The organism is Pseudoalteromonas sp. B62, from assembly GCF_037162565.1.
In the GTDB taxonomy this organism is placed as follows: Bacteria; Pseudomonadota; Gammaproteobacteria; order Enterobacterales; family Alteromonadaceae; genus Pseudoalteromonas; species Pseudoalteromonas fuliginea.
In genome coordinates this window covers 732,495-751,706 of the sequence record NZ_JARLVB010000002.1, presented here as the reverse complement: position 1 = coordinate 751,706, position 19,212 = coordinate 732,495, and the positions used below count along the sequence as shown (strand labels likewise).

Below are 19,212 nucleotides of genomic sequence, written 5' to 3'. Positions count from 1 at the left end.
CAAATATAGCATGTATTGTTACTATGCTTACATACCCAATATAGAGGAGAGAAAGTGACTTTACTGATAGTTTATATGGTAGTGGCGATTGTGATATCGTTTTTATGTTCTGTGATGGAGGCTGTGCTATTAAGTATTTCGCCCAGTTATGTTGCATCACTTAGAAAAGAGCATCCTGAGCTTGCTAAACGGCTCAAAAAGCTTAAAAACAATATAGATCAGCCTTTAGCTGCTATTTTAACTTTAAATACAGTTGCTCACACTGCTGGTGCTGCCGGAGTGGGGGCACAAGCTGCCGTCGTATTTTCCGACGCAGCTGTGGGTATTGCATCAGCTATTATGACGTTACTTGTATTAATTCTTTCTGAAATTATCCCTAAAACATTAGGTGCTAATTACTGGCGAGCTTTAACGCCAAGTGTGACCTATTCATTACGCTTTTTAGTTATATCGCTAAAGCCTTTTGTATGGTTTGCACAAAAGCTAACAAATTTAATGGGTCCAAAGCACGATGAGGCTTACTATATTCGTCAAGAGATAGAGGCAATGGCTGATATAGGCACTGAGTCGGGTGCATTACATCAGGATGAGTCCGAAATAATTCGTAACCTATTGCACTTTAGACATGCAAAGTTATGCGATTTAATGACACCTCGTACGGTCATTTTTAAAGTTCATAAAGATTTGACGGTTAATCAGTATTTAAACGATCACGGCTCGTCATCATTTTCTCGTATATTGGTATTTGATAAAGACAGCGACGATATTGTAGGGTTTGTGCATAAAAACGATATTATGCTGGCATTTCACCGTTTAGGTACTGATTACAAAATTAGCAAATTGATTAAGCCCATTTATACGGTGCCAACCTCTCAGAATGTATCGTCGTTACTGCAAACTCTTTTAACAAAGCGCACGCATATATGTTTAGTTGTTGATGAGTACGGTGACGTACAAGGAATTGTAACGCTAGAGGATATGATTGAAGCTTTAATGGGATTAGAAATCGTAGATGAGCGTGACCAATCAACTAATATGCGAGCAGTAGCTAAGCAACGTTGGCACAAACGCTTAGCAAGTAGTGCGCATATAGTCAGTGAAGAAGATAAGCACACTCGGGGTGATAATTAGCTAACAGGCCCCGAGTAAATATTAGTACCGCTTTAAGCGGGGCTGCCATCAGTTCTTAGCCAATTTTTAGCCCAATCTATAAATTCATTTTTGGGTTTAGGAGAGCTATATAGAAAGCCTTGTATGGTTAAGTCTTTTTTATAGTGTTTTAGATAGGCAAGCTCTTCTGGTCGTTCAACACCCTCGGCTACTAAATCTAAATGCTCTTTGTTCGTGATATTAACCAATGAACTAACAATAACCTGAGAAAATAAGTCAGTTTCTATATTACTAATGAGAGAGCGATCTATTTTAATTTCAGTAAAGGGTAGGTTTCTGAGTTGGTTTATATTAGTAAAACCAACACCAAAGTCGTCAAGCGACACTCCAAAACCATGCATTCTTAATCTGTTTAATGTTTCAAGCTGTGCGAGGCTTGAGAGTGCATGCTGTTCTGTTATTTCAATAATAATGTTACTGGGAGTGAGTTGATTAAGCTCTAAAATTAGCAGTAATTTATTTGGACAATTTAGATCGTCAAGTTGGATAGATGATAAGTTAAATGCCATTTTAAAATCGTGACCGAGCTGTGCTTTTATATTTGAAAATTCGCTGGTGGCCTTTTCAAAAAGAGAGAATGTAATTTGATTAATTAAATTGTACTGCTCAGCAAGGCTAATAAAGCGATTTGGTAAAATAATGCTACCATCCTTACTTGATACAATCCGCGCCAGTATTTCAACACTCTCTATTTTATTATTAATCGCATTAACTTTAGGTTGATAAAAGGGTGTTACCTCATCATTTTTTAATGCCTTAATAAGTTCACTTTTTGAGATCAGGCTCTCTCTTAATAAAGTGTGGCTATTTAATTTTGCTACTTTGGTAAGTAATTTTCTCATTTGGGATAGTTGAACAGGTTTTGGTATATTACCAATCAGGTGTGCGTTGTGTTGTTTTGCCAGATCAGCTGCTAGGCTAATTACTTTATGGTCCATTTCAGACACAATAATAATTCCGCCTTGATAATTTAATGCTCCAAGATGTCGTATTAATTCCATTCCATCCATTTCAGGCATATTGAGATCGGTGAAAACAGCGTCAAAGCGGTTTATGTCATTGGCTACTTTTTCGAGTGCCTCGGCAGCACTTAAGCAGGTAACAACCTTTTCAGACATATCTAATTCACTGAGTATGGCTTCCATAATTATCAAAATTGCCTTTGAATCATCAACGACTAAAATATTTGGTACCATTTTCTTCATTGTTATCCCTTTCAATATAAGGCGTATTATTACTATAAAAGTAGTAGTATTTTTTACGTTTGTCAGTTTTAAATAATTTTATTTAAAAAGTTACTAACTACCGTTACTCGTGTTTTTTAGCCGATTCGGTATACTAACGCCATTGTTTTAAACGGTTTTAATTATGATAAGAATAGATCTTACTTTAGCTGAACAGCCTTTTTCATTTATGGTTTCAGGGCAAAAGATTATACAAGTTTTTCATGTTCAACAAGCCATTACCTTTGATAATCCTCGTGAAAACTATTATCAATTTACTTACGACAACAAAGTAATAGGTATTGATACAGAGGCAGTGGAAGAGCAAAGCATTTCGCTATTTGTAGATGAGCAATTTGCAACACAACTTGCGTTACCTGCCCCGGTAAATGCAGCACCTAAAAAAGGCTTTTTAGGATTAGCAGCATTAGGTTTTAAGCTTTTTAAAAGTGCCAAGGTAATTAAAGTAGTGCTTGCAGGGGCTTCTGTTGCAGGCTATGCGTGGTTATTTAGTATCGAATTTGCACTAATGCTAATTGGTTGTTTAGTCGTACATGAGTACGGACATGTGCGCGCAATGAAATACTTTGGCATAAAAACCAAGGGCATTTACCTAATCCCATTTGTGGGCGGGCTCGCTGTTAGTGACGATAAAATAACAACGCGTTGGCAAGATGTAGTTATATCACTAATGGGGCCTGCATTTGGTTTAATTACTTCTGTATTGGGCGTGGTTTTATATTATGCCACAGAGATGGAAATATTTGCCGGTGTGGCGGTGCTTAGTGCGTTATTAAATTTATTTAACTTGTTACCTATTTTACCGCTTGATGGTGGGCATGTATTAAAAAGTATCAGTTTTTCAATGCGTTCATGGATTGGTTTGAGCGTATGTTTACTCGGGGTACTATTTGGCTTATGGCTGAGTTACACATTTGGTTTGATGTTACTGGTATTCTTTTTGTTTGTCGGTGCGCTGGAGATTGTATTTGAATGGCGAGGCCGTCACTATTCACATTTGATGCCGCTAGATAAATATGGCCAAGGCTTTTCAGCTGTTATGTATGCAGTTGTAGTGGCTGGGCATGTAGCTGTAATGATGCATTTTGCCGACTCGGAGAATCCAATATTAAGCCTACCGATGACTATTTTATCGAGTTGATAATCTACGATTAAAGAAATATCTCAGTAAGCTGTATACGTAGGCAATACAAAAGGGTACCTATTGTCTACGTATAATTAAGCACTATCTTTAAACGGCTTTGTACTTCTTCAACGAGTAAGTCTGGCTGAAACTTAGATAAGAATGCATTACACCCTACTTTTTCTACCATAGCTTCGTTAAAACTACCACTTAAGGAAGTATTAAGGACGACATAGAGATTTTTAAGCCTGCTATCATTACGTATTTCATGGGTTAAGCGATAGCCATCCATTGAAGGCATTTCAGCATCTGTAATTACCATTAATAGCTCTTTTTCAACATTTTGCCCCTCATCAGCCCAGCTTCTAAGCATGTTCAGGGCTTCTAGACCATTACTGGCAGGGATGATTTCAATTCCTAGCTGCGAAAGTGTATCGCTTACTTGTTTACGTGCAGTGGGTGAGTCATCGGCGTGAAGTATTTTACGTCCTGCAAACTCATTGACGATACCTTGATCAAGTACTCCCTCTGAAATATCTACTTCATATTCAACTATTTCGGCAAGCACTTTTTCTACATCAATAATTTCAACGAGCTGTTCTTGGCCATCGCGCTTTATTTTAGTAAGGGCTGTTAAGTAATGATTTTTACCAACAGAGCTAGGCGGAGGCATAATATCTGACCATGTCATATTGACGATTTGATCAACTTTGCCAATTAAAAAGCCTTGTACGCTTCTATTGTATTCAGTAATAACTAAGTTACAGTCTTCGGCGTATTTTACTGCGGACATAGAAATAGCCTGCCGTAAATCGATTACAGGTATAGATTCACCTCTAATATTCGCAACTCCGGTTATTTTGGAATGAGAATGGGGAATTTTGCTTAAATGTGGCAATTTTACCACTTCCTTTATTTTAAACACATTGAGTGCAAATAAATGCCGACTATGTAAATAAAACAGTAACAACTCTAAGCGGTTTTCACCAACCAACTGAGTACGTTGATCAACCGAAGCTAAAACACCAACCATAATGAACTTATCTAATCTAATTATTTTATAACTATAGTCTACTATTTTTTAACTTCATAGCTCAGTTATTATTTTTCGATTACAGCTAGTTGTTGCTATGGTGGTATAATTTGCAGTACCGTACTACAGAGTAATTTTACTAATCTATTAGCAATAACTATGCATCATATTTTTAAACGTTTTATCGTGTTATTACGCAGTCATATAGAGCAAGTGAGTTGGCAATCTGTTGCGATTGTTACCTTTATGCATATTATTATTACGTGGTGCTTATTAGTGATCGCAAATGAAAAAGCCTTGATACCCCCAAGTACTTTTTTTACTATTACGTAATAACAACATCAACGGTAGGTTATGGTGATTTTAGCCCAACGACAGAACTTGGCCGTTGGGTGGTAGCATTAGTACAGATCCCATTTGGTTTAGCTTTATTTGGTGTCCTGCTTGGAAAAACAGGGCAAACAGTTACTTATTTAATTAGGCGCGCTATGACTGGTGATAAAAGTTTTGCACACAGTATTAACCATATTATTATTTTTGGTTGGCACGACACTCGTACAAAAAAGATGATTGATTACATTTTGGCTGACAGGAAGCGAACTGACCGCCGTATTTTACTCGCGGTAACAGAGCAAATGGATCACCCTTTTTTAACTAACGAACATGTTGATTTTGCACATCTAACCAGTTTTACAAATTTATCCGAACTTGAGCGTGTTGCAATAAGTCGTGCCGATAAAGTCATTATTGATGGGCAAGATGACGATCAAACATTTACTACTGCACTGCGTATAAGCCGTTTAGTTAAGGATGATTGCCATATCAGTGCTCATTTCTTAGATGAGACAAAAATAGATATGCTGTTAGAGCATTGTCAAAATGTAGAGTGTAGCAGTGCTAAATCGGCAGAAATACTTGTACGTTCAATGCAAGATCCAGGTTCTAGCCGTGTACAAGAGGAGCTGCTTTCTACACTCCATGGTGATACGCAATTTAGTTTGGCAATACCTAAAGACTGTAAAGATATGAAATTTGGCACTTTGTTTCATCATTTTAAGCTTGAACATGATGCAATATTATTAGGCGTTGCACACAATTTGAGTGCGCAAAATATGGATTTAAACCCACCGCTTGATTACAAAGTAAGTGAAGGTGATATTTTGCACTACATATCTGTAGAGCGAGTATTAAGTAGTGAAGTTGATTGGACAAGTTTGGAACGATAGTTAGCCTACCCAAGGCGATGAAAAAGGCTCTTTTCTCAGTGTCGTGACTTTTTTGACACAGGTTACTTCTTTGCTTTGGATTGCGTCTAAAGACCGAAAGAATAAAGCTAAGTACTAACCATCTTCACTATTTGCAGCCAGTCATGTTCTGTGACTGGCATAACAGATAATCGCCCTGCTTTTTTAGTGCTAACTCAGTAATTGAATCATTCGCTTTTATATCTTTAAGACTCACCAACTTTTTTAGATGGCTTTGATAGGTTACTTCAACGACAACCCAACGAGGATTTTCGCTGGTGGCTTTAGCATCGTAATAATCACTACTTAAATCAAATTGAGTGGGATCTGGGTAGGCTTCTTTTGTAACTATAGCAATACCCGCTACACCCACTTGTTTACAGCTTGAATGATAAATCATCACCAAGTCGCCAATTTTAACGCCATCACGCATAAAGTTCCGCGCTTGGTAATTACGTACGCCTTCCCAAAGAGTGGTTTGTTTTGGAGCGTTTTTTAAATCATCTAATGAAAACGCATCAGGTTCAGTTTTAAAAAGCCAGTAAGCCATAACAGTATTCCTAACAAATATTTACTTCCCACTATTGTATAGTATCATTTGAATATCAGGGTAATGAGGAAGAAATGATGAGCCAAGTATTAGATGATTTATTGTCGTTGTTAACACTTGAAGAAATTGAGCAAGGTTTATATCGAGGACAAAGCCAAGATTTAGGCTTTGGTGCTGTGTTTGGCGGTCAAGTTATGGGGCAGGCGCTTTCTGCCGCTAAAGAAACTCTACCTGAAGGGCGAATAGTTCATTCATTACATTCTTACTTTTTACGCCCAGGCGATCCGGCTAAACCCATTGTTTATGATGTTGAAACTATTCGAGATGGGAAGAGTTTTAGTACACGCCGAGTAAAAGCGATTCAGTACGGTAAGCCTATTTTTTATATGACTGCGTCGTTTCAGGGTGAAGAAAATGGTTTGTCGCATCAAGCGACGATGCCTGATGTTCCCGCACCTGAAGAACTACGTTCATCGCTTGAGTTTTACCAAGATAACGCTTCACACATTCCTGAAGTCATCCGTAATAAGTTTACCCGTGAGATGCCAATTGAAATGCGACCTGTGACATTTCATAACCCGTTTAAGCCAGAAGTTATGGAGCCAGTAAAACATATTTGGTTTAAAGCCAATGGTGAAATGCCGGACGATCAGCGTATCCATAATTACTTATTAGCGTATGCGTCTGATTTTGAGTTTTTACCAACTGCATTACAACCTCATGGTGTATCGTTTATGCAGCCAAATATGCAAGTAGCTACTATTGATCATGCAATGTGGTTTCATCGCCCATTTAGAATGGATGATTGGATTTTGTATTCAATTGATAGCCCAAGTGCGAGCAATGGTTGTGGTTTAGTACGCGGGCAGTTTTTTGATCGCCAAGGCAACTTGGTTGCCTCAACAATGCAAGAAGGGGTTATGCGCCAGCGCTAACCCCTTCTGTAAATGCATTGCTAGTTACACTGGTCTTGTACTATATCGCTGATTGACTGCCAGACGCGTGCTGGCAGTAATGTTTTAAGGTGTGCGTAGGTTTCACATAGTTGTGTGCTACCTACTAAGCCCTCTTCACCTTCTGTTATTAATGACTCTCCACGTAAGTTATCGATAAAGCTAACAAGTACTTTTTTGTCAAAAAACTCAGGTGTTTTAATGCCATGCAGTGTGCCTAAACGTTGCGCGAGCACTTGGCTTTCTCTTTCAAGTTCTGCTTTTTCAATGCCATCACTTGTTTGAATAAAACCAATTACAATAGCGTATCGTTGCAGAGTGAAGCTAAGTGCTCGTCCAAGCATTTCAAGCTTAGCTAGGCAGTCATTACTGTTCGTTATATGAATGTTATCGCCATCAAACTCAATTAAATTTTGATCAGCAAAGTTAGCTAAAATTCGTGTTATATAGTTTTCATCAAGAGGCTGTAAGTACCATTCTTTAGCAAATAGCGGATAAAATGTTTTTACAAGTTGCTGGCATTGAGTAATCGTAGTGCTGTGTTGTTTAAATAGGTGCAGTGCAATTAAACTTGGTACTGCGAATAAGTGCAAAATATTGTTTCTATAGTAATTAAATAAAACTTTCTCTTTATCACTAATTGTGATTATTTCACCAAATTCATCACTAATAACTTCAAACTTATTAAGCTTTAATGCATGTGTTAGTAATTGCTCTGGTGTTTCGTCAGGCGCTGTTACTTTATCGCTATAACTGGCATCGCGTTGTAAGCGCAGGTAAAAATCAAGTTGTGCTAAAAGTTTTGGCTTACTCAATGCTTGTTTATCGTTAACGAGTAAAATCATCGCCAATAAGTTAACAGCATTAAGTGCTGCTGCATTATTAATTTTAATCATTACTTGATCAGCAAGTTGAGTTACTTGTGTGCCTAACCATTGTGGCTTTTGTACATCGGTAGGATGTATTGAATCACGCCAATCGGGTTGGTTGTCGTTTAAATATTGATTAATTGAAATTGGATCACCAAAGTTTAGATAACCACGACCATAGTTTTTAAGGTTTTTAATCGCCTTAAAAATACCGAAAATAGATTCGCCTTTTTTATCTTTACCATCCAGCTCTTTAAGGTAAGTGTTTATTTCCATTACGTGCTCGTAGCCAATGTACACAGGAACAATAGATATTGGTCTGTCTATTCCGCGAAGCATCGCTTGTAAGGTCATTGAAAGCATACCTGTTTTAGGCGGAAGTAAGCGCCCAGTTCGGCTTCGACCGCCCTCCGTGTAAAACTTAACAGAGTAACCTTTAATAAACAGTTGGCTTAAATACTCTTTGAAGATGGCAGAATAAAGCTTATTACCTGCAAATGAGCGACGAATAAAAAATGCCCCCGAGCGTCTAAATATCCCGCCGGCAGGAAAAAGTTAAGATTAATACCTGCAGCTATATGTGGCGGTACTAAACCTAAATGATATATTGAGTAAGTAAGGAGCAAGTAGTCCATATGACTGCGATGACAAGGCATATAGATTATTTCATGGCCTTTATTAGTCAATTCATGAAGTTGTTCTGTGTGTTTAATATTAATACCGTTATAAAGCTTATTCCACAACCACGTTAAAAATCGCTCAGCTACACGTATCATTGCTTCAGAATAATTAGCGGCTATTTCGTCGAGTAACTTGAGTGCATTTTGACGAGCTTCAGTTTGGCTAATATTTTTAGCTTTAGCTTCATCTAGGATTGCTTTTTTAATTGTAGGGGACGCTAATAAAGAATTAAATAATTGTTCACGAGATGGCATTTTTGGGCCAGTAGCTGCGAGCTTTTGACGTTTAAAGTGAACGCGAGCGACACGCAGTAATTTGTGTGGTAACTCACTTACATCGGCTTTCTCGTTTACCAAAAGCGATAAGTCGAGAGGTTGACTAAAGCGAATAAAGTTATCACGTCCTGAAAACAACACGACAAAAAACTTTCTAAACCAACTAGGTGTTACCGAGTGTGTAATTAATGTGCGTAAACCTGGTTTTTCTTTACCCGGATCGCGGCCCCATAAAATTGTAACAGGTACAACTTGTACGTTCTGTTGACCACTATTAATTAAGTGTTCAATAATTTGCTTACCTTGAGCTAAAGCATTTGTTGGTTTAGCTTTGTCGCCAAATAATGGTGGTGGATTTTTGATTCCAATAAAACGCTCTAAATGCTGAGAGCCTAATACTTGCTCTTCAATTGGGCTTGGCAAACCATGTTTTTTACATACATGTGTGAGTGCCGCTAAATCAAATCGTGAATTTAAACGCACTATATAAAATGTAGGGTATTCTGGGTTTAGATCATACTGCTCAATGGGGTTCTCTGGCAGCACTTTACTTCGTACTAGTAAGCGGCTAAATCCAGCAGACAAAACATTTAAACAATAATTAAAAATACGCATCGACTCACCATATTGAGAGTATTAAAGGCAAAATTAGCGCAATAGGATACCATAATATCTAAAAATTCTTTAGTTTGCGCTATTGAGTAGTTAACTTATTAATTGACTAATAGTAGAGGTATTAGTTCAAGTATAGCCAGTGAGTATGTACGGGCGCTTATTTAATCAAATTAGTAGTCATTGTATTGTTTCTAAATAGTTGTTGCATTTATCACCAATACCTCTATAATACGCAGGCTTTCAAAATTCCCTAGGGAACTAGAAAGGATAAATTAAGCTTGGATTTCAAGCTAATAAACAGGAGTTCCGATTTGGAACTCAACGTAGATATAATCAAACAGCCGACATCTTAAGTTTTAAGATTGTTTCGGTCGTTTTTTTATGCTCTTTTAAATGCTCTTTATATTGAGGTTAAGAATGTCAAATCAACGCATTCGTATTCGCCTAAAAGCTTTTGACCACCGTTTGATTGACCAATCAACGGCAGAAATCGTGGAAACTGCGAAACGCACTGGCGCACAAGTACGTGGTCCAATCCCACTACCTACACGCTTTGAACGTTTTACTGTACTAACTTCACCGCACGTTAATAAAGATGCGCGTGATCAGTACGAGATCCGCACCCATAAACGTCTGATAGACATCGTAGAACCAACTGACAAGACTGTAGACGCGCTTATGCGTTTAGATCTTGCTGCTGGTGTTGATGTTCAAATCAGCCTGGGTTAATCGAAAGATTAGAGAGGTTTTAGGAAAATGGCATTAGGTCTAGTCGGTCGTAAAGTGGGTATGACACGAATCTTCACTGAAGATGGTGTATCTATCCCTGTGACAGTTATTGAAGCGACACCTAACCGCATTGCTCAGATCAAATCTGACGCAACAGACGGTTATAACGCGCTTCAAGTAACCGCAGGCACTAAAAAAGCAAGTCGTGTAAACAAAGCTAAAGCGGGTCATTTCGCTAAAGCTGGTGTTGAAGCGGGTCGCGGTCTGTGGGAATTCCGCCTTAACGGTGGTGAAGGCGATTTTGAAGTAGGCGCAGAGCTTACTGTTGAATTATTCAACGAAATCAACAAGGTTGACGTAACCGGTACTTCTAAAGGTAAAGGTTTCCAAGGTGGTGTTAAGCGCTGGAATTTCAGCATGCAAGACGCTACACATGGTAACTCTCTATCTCACCGTGCTCCTGGTTCAATCGGTCAAAACCAATCACCTGGTAAGGTGTTTAAAGGTAAGAAAATGGCCGGTCATATGGGTGCTGAGCGTGTAACGACTCAAAACTTAGAACTAGTTCGCGTTGACGCTGAGCGTAATTTGCTTTTAGTTAAGGGTGCAGTACCTGGAGCTATTGGCGGTGACGTTATCGTTAAACCAGCTGTTAAAGCATAAGTCCTGGAGATTTAGTGATGGAATTAGCAATTAAAGACGCTTCTGGCGGTCTTGAAGTTTCTGAAGCTACTTTTGGACGTGAGTTTAACGAAGCATTAGTACACCAAGTAGTTGTTGCATACGCAGCAGGTGCTCGTCAAGGTACTCGTGCTCAGAAGACACGTTCTGAAGTAAGCGGTGGTGGTAAAAAACCATGGGCTCAAAAAGGTACTGGCCGTGCACGTGCCGGTACAATCCGTAGCCCAATTTGGCGTTCAGGTGGCGTTAGCTTTGCAGCTAAACCACAAGACCACAGCCAAAAAGTAAACCGTAAAATGTACCGTGGTGCGATTAAAAGCATCTTATCTGAATTAGTTCGTCAAGAGCGTTTAATCGTTGTTGAAAGTTTTGCTCTAGCAGCACCAAAAACTAAAGAACTAGTTGCTAAGCTTAAAGAACTTGAGCTTAAAGATGTTCTTATCGTGACTGAAGAAGTAGATGAAAATCTTTTCTTATCGGCACGTAACCTTTATAAGGTTGACACGCGTGATGTAGCTGGTATCGATCCTGTAAGCTTAATTGCTTTCGACAAGGTACTTATTACAGCCGCTGCTGTTAAGCAACTTGAGGAGGCGCTAGCATGATCCGCGAAGAACGTCTTTTAAAAGTGATCGTTGCTCCACATATCTCTGAAAAAAGCACTATTGCTGCTGAAGAAAACAATACTATTGTTTTTAAAGTATCAAATGACGCAACTAAAGCTGAAATTAAAGTAGCAGTTGAGAAGCTTTTTGAAGTAGAAGTAACTGGTGTTCGCACACTTAACGTTAAGGGTAAAACAAAACGTACTGGCGCACGTTTCGGTCGTCGTAGCGACTGGAAGAAAGCTTACGTTACTCTTAAAGAAGGCAGCGAGCTAGACTTTGTCGGCGGCGCCGAGTAATAAGGGGATAGAATTATGGCACTTCAAAAGTGTAAGCCTACTTCTGCGGGCCGTCGTCACCTAGTTAAAGTGGTTAACCCAGATCTACATAAGGGTAAGCCATACGCACCACTTTTAGAGAAAAACTCTAAATCAGGTGGTCGTAATAACAATGGTCGTATTACGGTTCGTCATATCGGTGGTGGTCATAAACAACATTACCGTTTAATCGATTTTAAACGTACTAAAGATGGCATTCCAGCCACTGTTGAACGTTTAGAATACGATCCAAATCGTAGCGCAAACATCGCTCTTGTATTATATGCAGACGGTGAGCGTCGTTACATTATCGCACCAAAAGGCTTAAAAGCTGGCGATGCAATCCAGTCTGGTGTTGATGCACCAATCAAACCTGGTAATGCATTACCAATGCGTAATATGCCTGTAGGTTCGACTGTTCACAACGTAGAATTAAAACCAGGTAAAGGTGCTCAAATCGCACGTTCTGCTGGTGCATACGTTCAAATCCTTGCTCGTGATGGTCAGTATGTAACATTACGTCTTCGTTCAGGCGAAGTTCGTAAAGTTGAATCTGATTGTCGTGCGACTCTAGGTGAAGTAGGCAATGCTGAGCATATGCTTCGTTCACTTGGTAAAGCAGGTGCAAATCGCTGGCGTGGTATTCGTCCGACAGTTCGTGGTGTTGCCATGAACCCGGTAGATCACCCACACGGTGGTGGTGAAGGTCGTACATCTGGTGGTCGTCATCCTGTGTCTCCATGGGGTAAGCCGACTAAAGGTGCGAAGACGCGTAAGAACAAGCGTACGGATAAATTTATAGTACGTCGTCGTACTAAGTAATATTGAGGAATAGCCATGCCACGCTCTCTCAAGAAGGGTCCTTTTATAGACCTACACTTGCTGAAGAAGGTAGAGAAAGCTTTGGAAAGCGGTGAGAAGAAGCCAATTAAAACTTGGAGCCGTCGTTCAATGATCATACCTAACATGATCGGATTGACCATTGCTGTCCATAATGGTCGCCAGCACGTACCAGTTTTCGTTTCTGACGAAATGATCGGTCACAAACTAGGTGAATTTGCACCAACTCGCACTTACCGTGGCCATGCTGCGGATAAGAAAGCGAAGAAACGTTAAGAGGGGAAGATAAATGCAAGCATTAGCTAAACATAAATTCGCCTCTGGTTCGGCGCAAAAAGCACGTCTAGTTGCAGATCAGATCCGCGGATTACCTGTCGATCGCGCACTAGAAATCCTGGCGTACAGCCCTAAAAAAGCGGCTGTATTAGTTAAGAAAGTACTTGAGTCTGCTATTGCTAACGCAGAGCATAACGAAGGTGCTGACATTGATGAGCTTCGTATAACTACGATCTTTGTGGACGATGGTCCTACAATGAAACGTATTATGCCTCGTGCTAAAGGACGCGCAGACCGCATCCTTAAGCGTACAAGCCATATCACTGTTATGGTTTCAGATAGCTAGGAGTATAAGTAATGGGACAAAAAGTTCATCCTACTGGTATTCGCCTAGGTATATCTAAACCTTGGGTTTCTACCTGGTACGCGAGTTCTAAAGATTTCTCTGATCAGCTTTTTGGCGATCACAAAGTTCGTGCATTCCTTACTAAGGAATTAAAAACGGCTTCTGTGTCTAAAATCGTTATTGAGCGTCCAGCAAAATCAATCCGCGTAACAATTCACACGGCTCGTCCGGGTGTTGTTATCGGTAAAAAAGGCGAAGACGTAGAAAAATTACGTCAAGCGGTAACTAAAATCGCTGGTGTACCTGCTCAGATTAATATCTCTGAAGTACGTAAACCAGAACTAGATGCACAACTAGTAGCAGACGGCATTGCCTCTCAACTAGAACGTCGTGTTATGTTCCGTCGCGCTATGAAGCGTTCGGTACAAAATGCAATGCGCATCGGTTCTAAAGGGATTAAAGTTGAAGTTAGCGGTCGTCTTGGCGGCGCTGAAATCGCACGTTCAGAATGGTATCGTGAAGGTCGTGTACCTCTACATACTCTTCGTGCTGATATCGATTACGCAACTTCTGAAGCCTTAACCACTTATGGTATCATTGGTGTTAAAGTTTGGATCTTCAAAGGCGAAGTTATTGGTGGTTTACCACTAGTACAAGAGCAAGAGAAGCCAGCTAAACGCGCACCAAAGAAAGCCAAGAAAAGTGCTAAGTAGAGGTAGCGACTAATGTTACAGCCAAAACGTACAAAATTCCGTAAAATGCACAAAGGCCGCAACCGCGGTTTAGCGCAAAACGGTAACAAAGTAAGCTTCGGTACTTTCGGATTGAAAGCAACTGGCCGTGGCCGTATGACTGCTCGTCAAATCGAAGCAGCTCGTCGTGCTATGACGCGTCACGTGAAACGTCAAGGTAAAATCTGGATTCGTGTCTTCCCTGACAAACCGATTACAGAAAAACCTCTTGAAGTTCGTATGGGTAAAGGTAAAGGTTCTGTTGAATATTGGGTTGCTGAAATTCAGCCTGGTAAAGTACTTTACGAAATGGAAGGTGTTTCAGAAGAGCTTGCTCGTGAAGCATTCGACCTTGCTGCTCGTAAATTGCCATTCAAAACAACTTTCGTAACTCGGACGGTAATGTGATGAAAGCTAGCGAACTAAAAGACAAAAGCGTAGAAGAGCTTAATGCTGAACTTCTAGGACTACTTCGTGAGCAATTTAATATGCGCATGCAAGCTAGCACTGGTCAGTTAGCTCAGACACACACGCTAAGAACAGTACGCCGCGATATCGCGCGTGTAAAAACAGTTATTAACCAGAAGGCAGGTCAATAATGAGCGATAAAATTCGTACTCTTCAAGGCCGTGTAATCAGCGACAAGATGGAAAAATCTTTCACTATCGCTATCGCACGTTATGTGAAGCACCCAATTTATGGGAAATTCATTAAACGTACGACTAAGTTACACGTACATGACGAAAATAACACAGCAAAAGCGGGTGACGTAGTTACTATCCGTGAATGCGCACCAATTTCTAAGAATAAATCTTGGACTTTAGTAGACGTTATTTCTAGTCCAAAACAAGCTTAATTTTTTAATTAAGTTAGTTTTGTAAAAAAGCCCCGGCATTAGCTGGGGCTTTTTTTTACGTTTAAAAAAGCTGTAAGCGGTAAGTTTTTAGTTATAAGCTGTTCGTAGTTGATTGAAACGCAGTAGTTTGTGTTGAGTTTTATAAAAGCTTAAAGGAAAAGGTCATTAATATGTAAAAAATTTAAACATTAGTTTAAATGTTACTCCTAATGCTTTAGATATACTTAAGTTAATAAATTAATCTAAGCAAAAACTAAATTCGTTTTTTATTCTTTGTACATCACCTTGAACGCTAATTTTCACTTCTTCAAGAATTAGGATTTCTTCCACAGCATCTTTAATCGTGAGATCTCTTTCTCTTTCCTTGTATTCAGCAATCATTTTGGCGAAGTTTTTTTGACCTTTCTTAGCTCTATTACCTGCTGACTCTATTCTTTCTAAATAGTTTTGATCGACGTTAAGTGTTGAGGATTTTACTTTTGCGAAGTTAGCTTCTTGTATAACATCATTCCATAGAGAATTTATATGTGCAGATGTAACTCTTACGATCCTTTTATATTCAATTAATTGGATTTTTTCCGTATGTTGGCGCATCCGCCAAGCAATCACCGCACTAATCATTGAAACTAACATGCTAACTATAGCAATAACAGACGGTGCTAAGCTTATCAAAACAGAGGATGTGCTCATTAATTATTTCACTTCTAATATATACGTAGTTTGAGTGCTAATTGAGCTTACCACAGTTTAAAATTGATATACTCACAAAACTCTATCGGTTCTTCTTACTAAACAGGGCAAAATCATACTTGAGCGTTATTTATCCTAAAATAAGCTGCTCTCTTACCTCATCTGACCAAGCAGCCTGTTTCAACTTACCTTTCATACTGTCTTTTATCGCGCTTAATTTCGCTAAGTTCATCGCAAATCGTCTAAAGGTCGCCATATTCTCGGGGGCATCACCTCGACGAATACGTGAATCGTCTTCTTTAAATGTCATATCTAATACCCAGTGTGCTGAGTTTTCTATTCCCCAATGCTGGCGAATAGACTTGGCTACTTGCTCTGGGTTTATCCCTAGCGAGCTGATGTAATAACTCGTTTCCATTGTATGACTATCACCAACATAACGCTGTCGTACTACCTCGACTATGGAGTTGAAATTGACCCAACCGTGGCGCTGCTCAAGCCAATCTGTCACCAACAGTTGAGTGTAAGTGCGCTGCTCTATTCGACCATGCCCATCATTTACTGTTTCATGGCTATTTTGCTGGATGAGTAATGGCTGCTCTCGTCTGACTTTGTGATAGTAGGCTTGAATTTCTTTGTTCAATTTTCCTTGGTTATTCTTCACTTGCAGCAAATAGTCTCCGTCTTTCTTGCTGACGGCTTTCGTCACTTTCTTTAAACAATGCATCGCGTCTGCTGTGATGATATTGCCTTTAAGCTCAAGTAATTCAATAAGTGCCATCACTGTTGATACTTCATTCTTCTTACTTTTTGATTTGCATTGTGCTAGTACTAGGCCCTGTTCAACTGCATAAGCTGAAACACTGTGAATAGCTGTTTTTTTATCACCATCATAAGAATGGCGAAGTGTTTTACCGTCAAAGGCAATGACGCTTTGATTATTCGCATCTCTAAGCTCATTAACCCAAGAAACAAAACAAGCTAATAAAGCTTCAGGGGCCAGTGAGCTAATGATACGAGCAATCGTATCATCGACAGGAATACCATTTTCAAATGAACGAAACTTACGTAACCAAGTCAGTTTACTGTCACCGAATTGCTTAATATCCTTCCACCCTTCAGCACCTGAAATAATCGCAGTGACTGTAAGGAATATAACATCCAGCAATTCATGTTTTTTGTTGATGTGTGAACGAGTATCTTGAATGTCGTTGAAATGGTTGATGAATGACATGTTAATCGCCTTTGAGAAAAAGGCGATTTGATCACAGATTCGAAGTAATAATCAAGTTAAGTATGATCTTGCCCTGTCTTACTAAAGTAGTTAGTTTATTTAGTTATTTTACTTAAACGCCAATATGCTATTTAAATAGTGGATTAATGAAAATGTGAGTCACTTCTCCATACATGCTATAAATCCCAATGAGCAAACGGTGTATTTTAGCCGTACATTTAAAGACAGTGTTTGGTTGATAAAGTTAACAGGGAAGCGCTATGAGTCTATCGTATTGGGTCAGGAGAGTTTTGAGTAGCCTCAGAAAATGCTGAGGCTCTTACTTTGTTTATTCGCTATTACCAAATCATCTCTACAAATTCAGGATGGTCGATATATGGATTACGATTACCTTGAAATTCATAAGCGGCTTGGTTACGATCTAATTCCATTTGGCTAACAGGGTCACTGTTGTGCCATTTTAGCAGCATGGCTACAACCCAGCTTTCAAATACTTGGTTGCGTGAACCGTTAAGTACTGCGTTGCTTGAGGTTGTTATATTTTGCCAAGAGCCAATTACATTTTCGTAGCGTGTTGCCATATAAAAATAAGCGCGTGCAAAGTCACCTTTAAATTCATCAATTGGCTCAAATACAGTACCTGAGTAATTTAATGAGCTTGTAGCTGAACCTAATTTGCTGCCGTTAGTGGATGTAAATGAAGCACTTGATACTTCACCAAATGGATAGTTACTACGCTTTGAGTTTACATAACCATCGGTTGCGTAAATATGGTGAACATCTGAGTTCATAGGTTCAATAGTGCCGCCAAACCAACTTTTCGGGAATGAATGCTCACGGTTGTAACAGCCGCCTTCTCCACTATAGTTACCGCACTGATCGCTCACGGCTGTATAGTTATAGCTGTCTGAACCGTTTGGCTTTTCGCTATACATATCTAAAATACTATTATCGTTTTCAAAGTATTTATCACGTGCTGATGAATCATAAAAATTCCAAATCGCCGAATAACCCTGTGCATTATGATCTTTAGTAATATTATAAAGCTCAGTTTTCAGCGCATAGCCAGTTAAGCCCTGTGTCGTTACATAATAACCAGTGGGTGTTGGATTAGTTCCGCCAGAGCCATCACCAGGTTCTGTGCCAGAATTTCCTAACTCAAAAGCTGAGCTGTCTGTATTGCTAAAGCTCGCACCGCTGGCAAGAGTGATAGAGCCTTGCTTAAGTGTATAGCTACCATTACCAGTAGAGCAACACATGCCATCACCATAACTATCACTAATTACAAGCGTGTATGCCCCATCAGTTAAGCATATTTGTTCATCATACTGAGTGTTTGACTCATAACCAGCACCGTTAGCAATTGAACTACCTTGACTATTATTAATAGACCAACTTGTTTCGCTGCCATAATTATCGGTATTAAGCATTAGGGTAAGGCTATTGTCAGAACAGCTTGTTGATGAGCCACCATCGCTATTTGGTAAAAAATTATCTACGTAGACAATTTCGCTACCGTCAAATCCGCTAACATCATAAAAACGCAGACCCACGTTAATTGTTTTGCTGCTACTTGCTGTGTAGCTATGGCTGATTTTTTGCCATTGATTCGTTTGCGCCTCATTTGAATAGCCTTGGTAACCATCGACATACAAACGGGCTTTAATTTTACCTTCCGTATGGTAAATATCAGCAGAAAAATCGTAAGTTTGGCCTGCTTCAACAGCAACTTGCTGTAGTAAATCCGTGTTACTTTGCGAACCAGTTGTTACATTTACAGCAGCAGAGCTACTACCGCTTTTCACTGTGCTAGTTGAGCGTGATAAGTTAATACCGCTATCTATAGTAGTCCATGATGCAGGTGTATTTCCTGACCACTGTTCAAAGCTACCATTAGCTACATTGGCCATTACTGGCAGTGAGCCGAGTAATAAAGCCGTACTAAGTAGTTTGTTTTTATATGTCCCGTATGACATGAGTATTCCTATTTTTTATTTTGAATGAAGAATATACCTTATATTAGTTTAGTTACAAAATTGTTAATTTAAAATTCGATAAAAAGCAACAATAAGTCTTTAATCTGTTTTTGAAGGTAATTTTATAAATTAATAACTAAATGGAATATCAAAGCAGATTCTATTCTTTTTTTA

General features: G+C 39.3%; 19 protein-coding genes and 3 pseudogenes. 15 read left to right on the top strand and 7 right to left on the bottom strand.

Annotation, left to right across the window (positions count from 1 at the left end; translation table 11 throughout):
- The first annotated feature begins 54 nt into the window (after nucleotides 1-54).
- Nucleotides 55-1,131 carry a hemolysin family protein gene (locus tag P4S71_RS07875; RefSeq protein ID WP_337150414.1) on the top strand — a complete coding sequence of 359 codons (1,077 nt, stop codon included), beginning with the start codon at nucleotides 55-57 and terminating at the stop codon, nucleotides 1,129-1,131.
- A 32-nt stretch (nucleotides 1,132-1,163) separates the two neighbouring features.
- Here the strand turns inward: P4S71_RS07875 and P4S71_RS07870 are convergent, their stop codons facing one another.
- Complete coding sequence (locus P4S71_RS07870; protein WP_337119584.1) at nucleotides 1,164-2,375, bottom strand: EAL domain-containing protein; 1,212 nt, start codon at nucleotides 2,373-2,375, stop codon at nucleotides 1,164-1,166.
- A 163-nt stretch (nucleotides 2,376-2,538) separates the two neighbouring features.
- Here P4S71_RS07870 and P4S71_RS07865 point away from each other — a divergent pair, with 163 nt between their 5' ends.
- Nucleotides 2,539-3,555 (top strand): metalloprotease, encoded by a 1,017-nt coding sequence (locus P4S71_RS07865; protein WP_096793941.1) that lies wholly within the window; start codon nucleotides 2,539-2,541, stop codon nucleotides 3,553-3,555.
- A gap of 67 nt (nucleotides 3,556-3,622) precedes the next feature.
- On the opposite strand, the gene P4S71_RS07860 is transcribed toward P4S71_RS07865, so the two are convergent.
- Nucleotides 3,623-4,570, bottom strand: a complete 948-nt coding sequence (locus tag P4S71_RS07860) for a chemotaxis protein CheV (RefSeq protein ID WP_337150413.1) — start codon at nucleotides 4,568-4,570, stop codon at nucleotides 3,623-3,625.
- A gap of 159 nt (nucleotides 4,571-4,729) precedes the next feature.
- Between P4S71_RS07860 and P4S71_RS07855 the strand changes: the two are divergent.
- A pseudogene (locus tag P4S71_RS07855) lies at nucleotides 4,730-5,796 on the top strand (potassium channel family protein).
- 107 nt (nucleotides 5,797-5,903) lie between these two features.
- Here P4S71_RS07855 and P4S71_RS07850 read toward each other — a convergent pair.
- Nucleotides 5,904-6,364: pseudogene (locus P4S71_RS07850) on the bottom strand (EVE domain-containing protein).
- 77 nt (nucleotides 6,365-6,441) lie between these two features.
- On the opposite strand from P4S71_RS07850, the gene tesB reads away from it, so the two are divergent.
- Nucleotides 6,442-7,299 (top strand): acyl-CoA thioesterase II, encoded by an 858-nt coding sequence (gene tesB, locus P4S71_RS07845; RefSeq protein ID WP_002957902.1) that lies wholly within the window; start codon nucleotides 6,442-6,444, stop codon nucleotides 7,297-7,299.
- Between the two features lie 20 nt (nucleotides 7,300-7,319).
- Here the strand turns inward: tesB and plsB are convergent.
- Nucleotides 7,320-9,757 (bottom strand): annotated as a pseudogene (gene plsB, locus P4S71_RS07840) (glycerol-3-phosphate 1-O-acyltransferase PlsB).
- Between the two features lie 417 nt (nucleotides 9,758-10,174).
- On the opposite strand from plsB, the gene rpsJ reads away from it, so the two are divergent.
- From rpsJ to rpsQ, 11 genes are read left to right on the top strand one after another with little or no spacing between them, the layout of a single operon-like run.
- Nucleotides 10,175-10,486: a 30S ribosomal protein S10 gene (gene rpsJ, locus P4S71_RS07835; protein WP_002957900.1), complete on the top strand. Its 312-nt coding sequence runs from the start codon at nucleotides 10,175-10,177 to the stop codon at nucleotides 10,484-10,486.
- A gap of 27 nt (nucleotides 10,487-10,513) precedes the next feature.
- The gene (gene rplC / locus P4S71_RS07830) at nucleotides 10,514-11,149 is read left to right on the top strand and encodes a 50S ribosomal protein L3 (protein WP_002957898.1); all 636 of its coding nucleotides are present in this window, start codon (nucleotides 10,514-10,516) and stop codon (nucleotides 11,147-11,149) included.
- A 17-nt stretch (nucleotides 11,150-11,166) separates the two neighbouring features.
- Complete coding sequence (rplD, locus tag P4S71_RS07825) at nucleotides 11,167-11,772, top strand: 50S ribosomal protein L4 (RefSeq protein ID WP_002957897.1); 606 nt, start codon at nucleotides 11,167-11,169, stop codon at nucleotides 11,770-11,772.
- Nucleotides 11,769-12,071 carry a 50S ribosomal protein L23 gene (gene rplW / locus P4S71_RS07820; RefSeq protein ID WP_337150411.1) on the top strand — a complete coding sequence of 101 codons (303 nt, stop codon included), beginning with the start codon at nucleotides 11,769-11,771 and terminating at the stop codon, nucleotides 12,069-12,071. Before rplD ends, rplW begins: the two co-directional genes overlap by 4 nt.
- 15 nt (nucleotides 12,072-12,086) lie before the next feature.
- Nucleotides 12,087-12,911: a 50S ribosomal protein L2 gene (gene rplB / locus P4S71_RS07815; RefSeq protein WP_007376192.1), complete on the top strand. Its 825-nt coding sequence runs from the start codon at nucleotides 12,087-12,089 to the stop codon at nucleotides 12,909-12,911.
- A gap of 15 nt (nucleotides 12,912-12,926) precedes the next feature.
- Nucleotides 12,927-13,205, top strand: coding sequence for a 30S ribosomal protein S19 (gene rpsS, locus P4S71_RS07810; RefSeq protein ID WP_004588689.1), 279 nt, complete (start codon nucleotides 12,927-12,929; stop codon nucleotides 13,203-13,205).
- A 13-nt stretch (nucleotides 13,206-13,218) separates the two neighbouring features.
- The gene (gene rplV, locus P4S71_RS07805) at nucleotides 13,219-13,551 is read left to right on the top strand and encodes a 50S ribosomal protein L22 (protein ID WP_002957892.1); all 333 of its coding nucleotides are present in this window, start codon (nucleotides 13,219-13,221) and stop codon (nucleotides 13,549-13,551) included.
- Between the two features lie 11 nt (nucleotides 13,552-13,562).
- A complete protein-coding gene (rpsC, locus tag P4S71_RS07800; protein ID WP_006791356.1) occupies nucleotides 13,563-14,264 on the top strand; it encodes a 30S ribosomal protein S3 in 702 nt (233 codons plus the stop codon).
- Between the two features lie 12 nt (nucleotides 14,265-14,276).
- Nucleotides 14,277-14,690 carry a 50S ribosomal protein L16 gene (gene rplP / locus P4S71_RS07795; protein WP_002957890.1) on the top strand — a complete coding sequence of 138 codons (414 nt, stop codon included), beginning with the start codon at nucleotides 14,277-14,279 and terminating at the stop codon, nucleotides 14,688-14,690.
- Nucleotides 14,690-14,881 (top strand): 50S ribosomal protein L29, encoded by a 192-nt coding sequence (gene rpmC, locus P4S71_RS07790; protein ID WP_002957889.1) that lies wholly within the window; start codon nucleotides 14,690-14,692, stop codon nucleotides 14,879-14,881. Before rplP ends, rpmC begins: the two co-directional genes overlap by 1 nt.
- Nucleotides 14,881-15,138, top strand: coding sequence for a 30S ribosomal protein S17 (gene rpsQ, locus P4S71_RS07785; protein ID WP_002957888.1), 258 nt, complete (start codon nucleotides 14,881-14,883; stop codon nucleotides 15,136-15,138). Before rpmC ends, rpsQ begins: the two co-directional genes overlap by 1 nt.
- 237 nt (nucleotides 15,139-15,375) lie before the next feature.
- On the opposite strand, the gene P4S71_RS07780 is transcribed toward rpsQ, so the two are convergent.
- From P4S71_RS07780 to P4S71_RS07770, 3 genes are all read right to left on the bottom strand, one after another.
- Nucleotides 15,376-15,828 carry a hypothetical protein gene (locus P4S71_RS07780; protein ID WP_337150409.1) on the bottom strand — a complete coding sequence of 151 codons (453 nt, stop codon included), beginning with the start codon at nucleotides 15,826-15,828 and terminating at the stop codon, nucleotides 15,376-15,378.
- A gap of 130 nt (nucleotides 15,829-15,958) precedes the next feature.
- Nucleotides 15,959-17,062, bottom strand: coding sequence for an ISAs1 family transposase (locus P4S71_RS07775; protein WP_337150408.1), 1,104 nt, complete (start codon nucleotides 17,060-17,062; stop codon nucleotides 15,959-15,961).
- 338 nt (nucleotides 17,063-17,400) lie between these two features.
- A complete protein-coding gene (locus P4S71_RS07770; protein ID WP_337150407.1) occupies nucleotides 17,401-19,038 on the bottom strand; it encodes an endonuclease in 1,638 nt (545 codons plus the stop codon).
- Nucleotides 19,039-19,212 lie beyond the last annotated feature (174 nt).

Bases quoted from the DNA above. Each gene is read 5' to 3' on its own strand.
- P4S71_RS07870 (WP_337119584.1), bottom strand. From the start codon at position 2,375: ATGAAGAAAATGGTACCAAATATTTTAGTCGTTGATGATTCAAAGGCA.
- P4S71_RS07865 (WP_096793941.1), top strand. From the start codon at position 2,539: ATGATAAGAATAGATCTTACTTTAGCTGAACAGCCTTTTTCATTTATG.
- P4S71_RS07860 (WP_337150413.1), bottom strand. From the start codon at position 4,570: ATGGTTGGTGTTTTAGCTTCGGTTGATCAACGTACTCAGTTGGTTGGT.
- tesB (WP_002957902.1), top strand. From the start codon at position 6,442: ATGAGCCAAGTATTAGATGATTTATTGTCGTTGTTAACACTTGAAGAA.
- rpsJ (WP_002957900.1), top strand. From the start codon at position 10,175: ATGTCAAATCAACGCATTCGTATTCGCCTAAAAGCTTTTGACCACCGT.
- rplC (WP_002957898.1), top strand. From the start codon at position 10,514: ATGGCATTAGGTCTAGTCGGTCGTAAAGTGGGTATGACACGAATCTTC.
- rplD (WP_002957897.1), top strand. From the start codon at position 11,167: ATGGAATTAGCAATTAAAGACGCTTCTGGCGGTCTTGAAGTTTCTGAA.
- rplW (WP_337150411.1), top strand. From the start codon at position 11,769: ATGATCCGCGAAGAACGTCTTTTAAAAGTGATCGTTGCTCCACATATC.
- rplB (WP_007376192.1), top strand. From the start codon at position 12,087: ATGGCACTTCAAAAGTGTAAGCCTACTTCTGCGGGCCGTCGTCACCTA.
- rpsS (WP_004588689.1), top strand. From the start codon at position 12,927: ATGCCACGCTCTCTCAAGAAGGGTCCTTTTATAGACCTACACTTGCTG.
- rplV (WP_002957892.1), top strand. From the start codon at position 13,219: ATGCAAGCATTAGCTAAACATAAATTCGCCTCTGGTTCGGCGCAAAAA.
- rpsC (WP_006791356.1), top strand. From the start codon at position 13,563: ATGGGACAAAAAGTTCATCCTACTGGTATTCGCCTAGGTATATCTAAA.
- rplP (WP_002957890.1), top strand. From the start codon at position 14,277: ATGTTACAGCCAAAACGTACAAAATTCCGTAAAATGCACAAAGGCCGC.
- rpmC (WP_002957889.1), top strand. From the start codon at position 14,690: ATGAAAGCTAGCGAACTAAAAGACAAAAGCGTAGAAGAGCTTAATGCT.
- rpsQ (WP_002957888.1), top strand. From the start codon at position 14,881: ATGAGCGATAAAATTCGTACTCTTCAAGGCCGTGTAATCAGCGACAAG.
- P4S71_RS07780 (WP_337150409.1), bottom strand. From the start codon at position 15,828: ATGAGCACATCCTCTGTTTTGATAAGCTTAGCACCGTCTGTTATTGCT.
- P4S71_RS07775 (WP_337150408.1), bottom strand. From the start codon at position 17,062: ATGTCATTCATCAACCATTTCAACGACATTCAAGATACTCGTTCACAC.
- P4S71_RS07770 (WP_337150407.1), bottom strand. From the start codon at position 19,038: ATGTCATACGGGACATATAAAAACAAACTACTTAGTACGGCTTTATTA.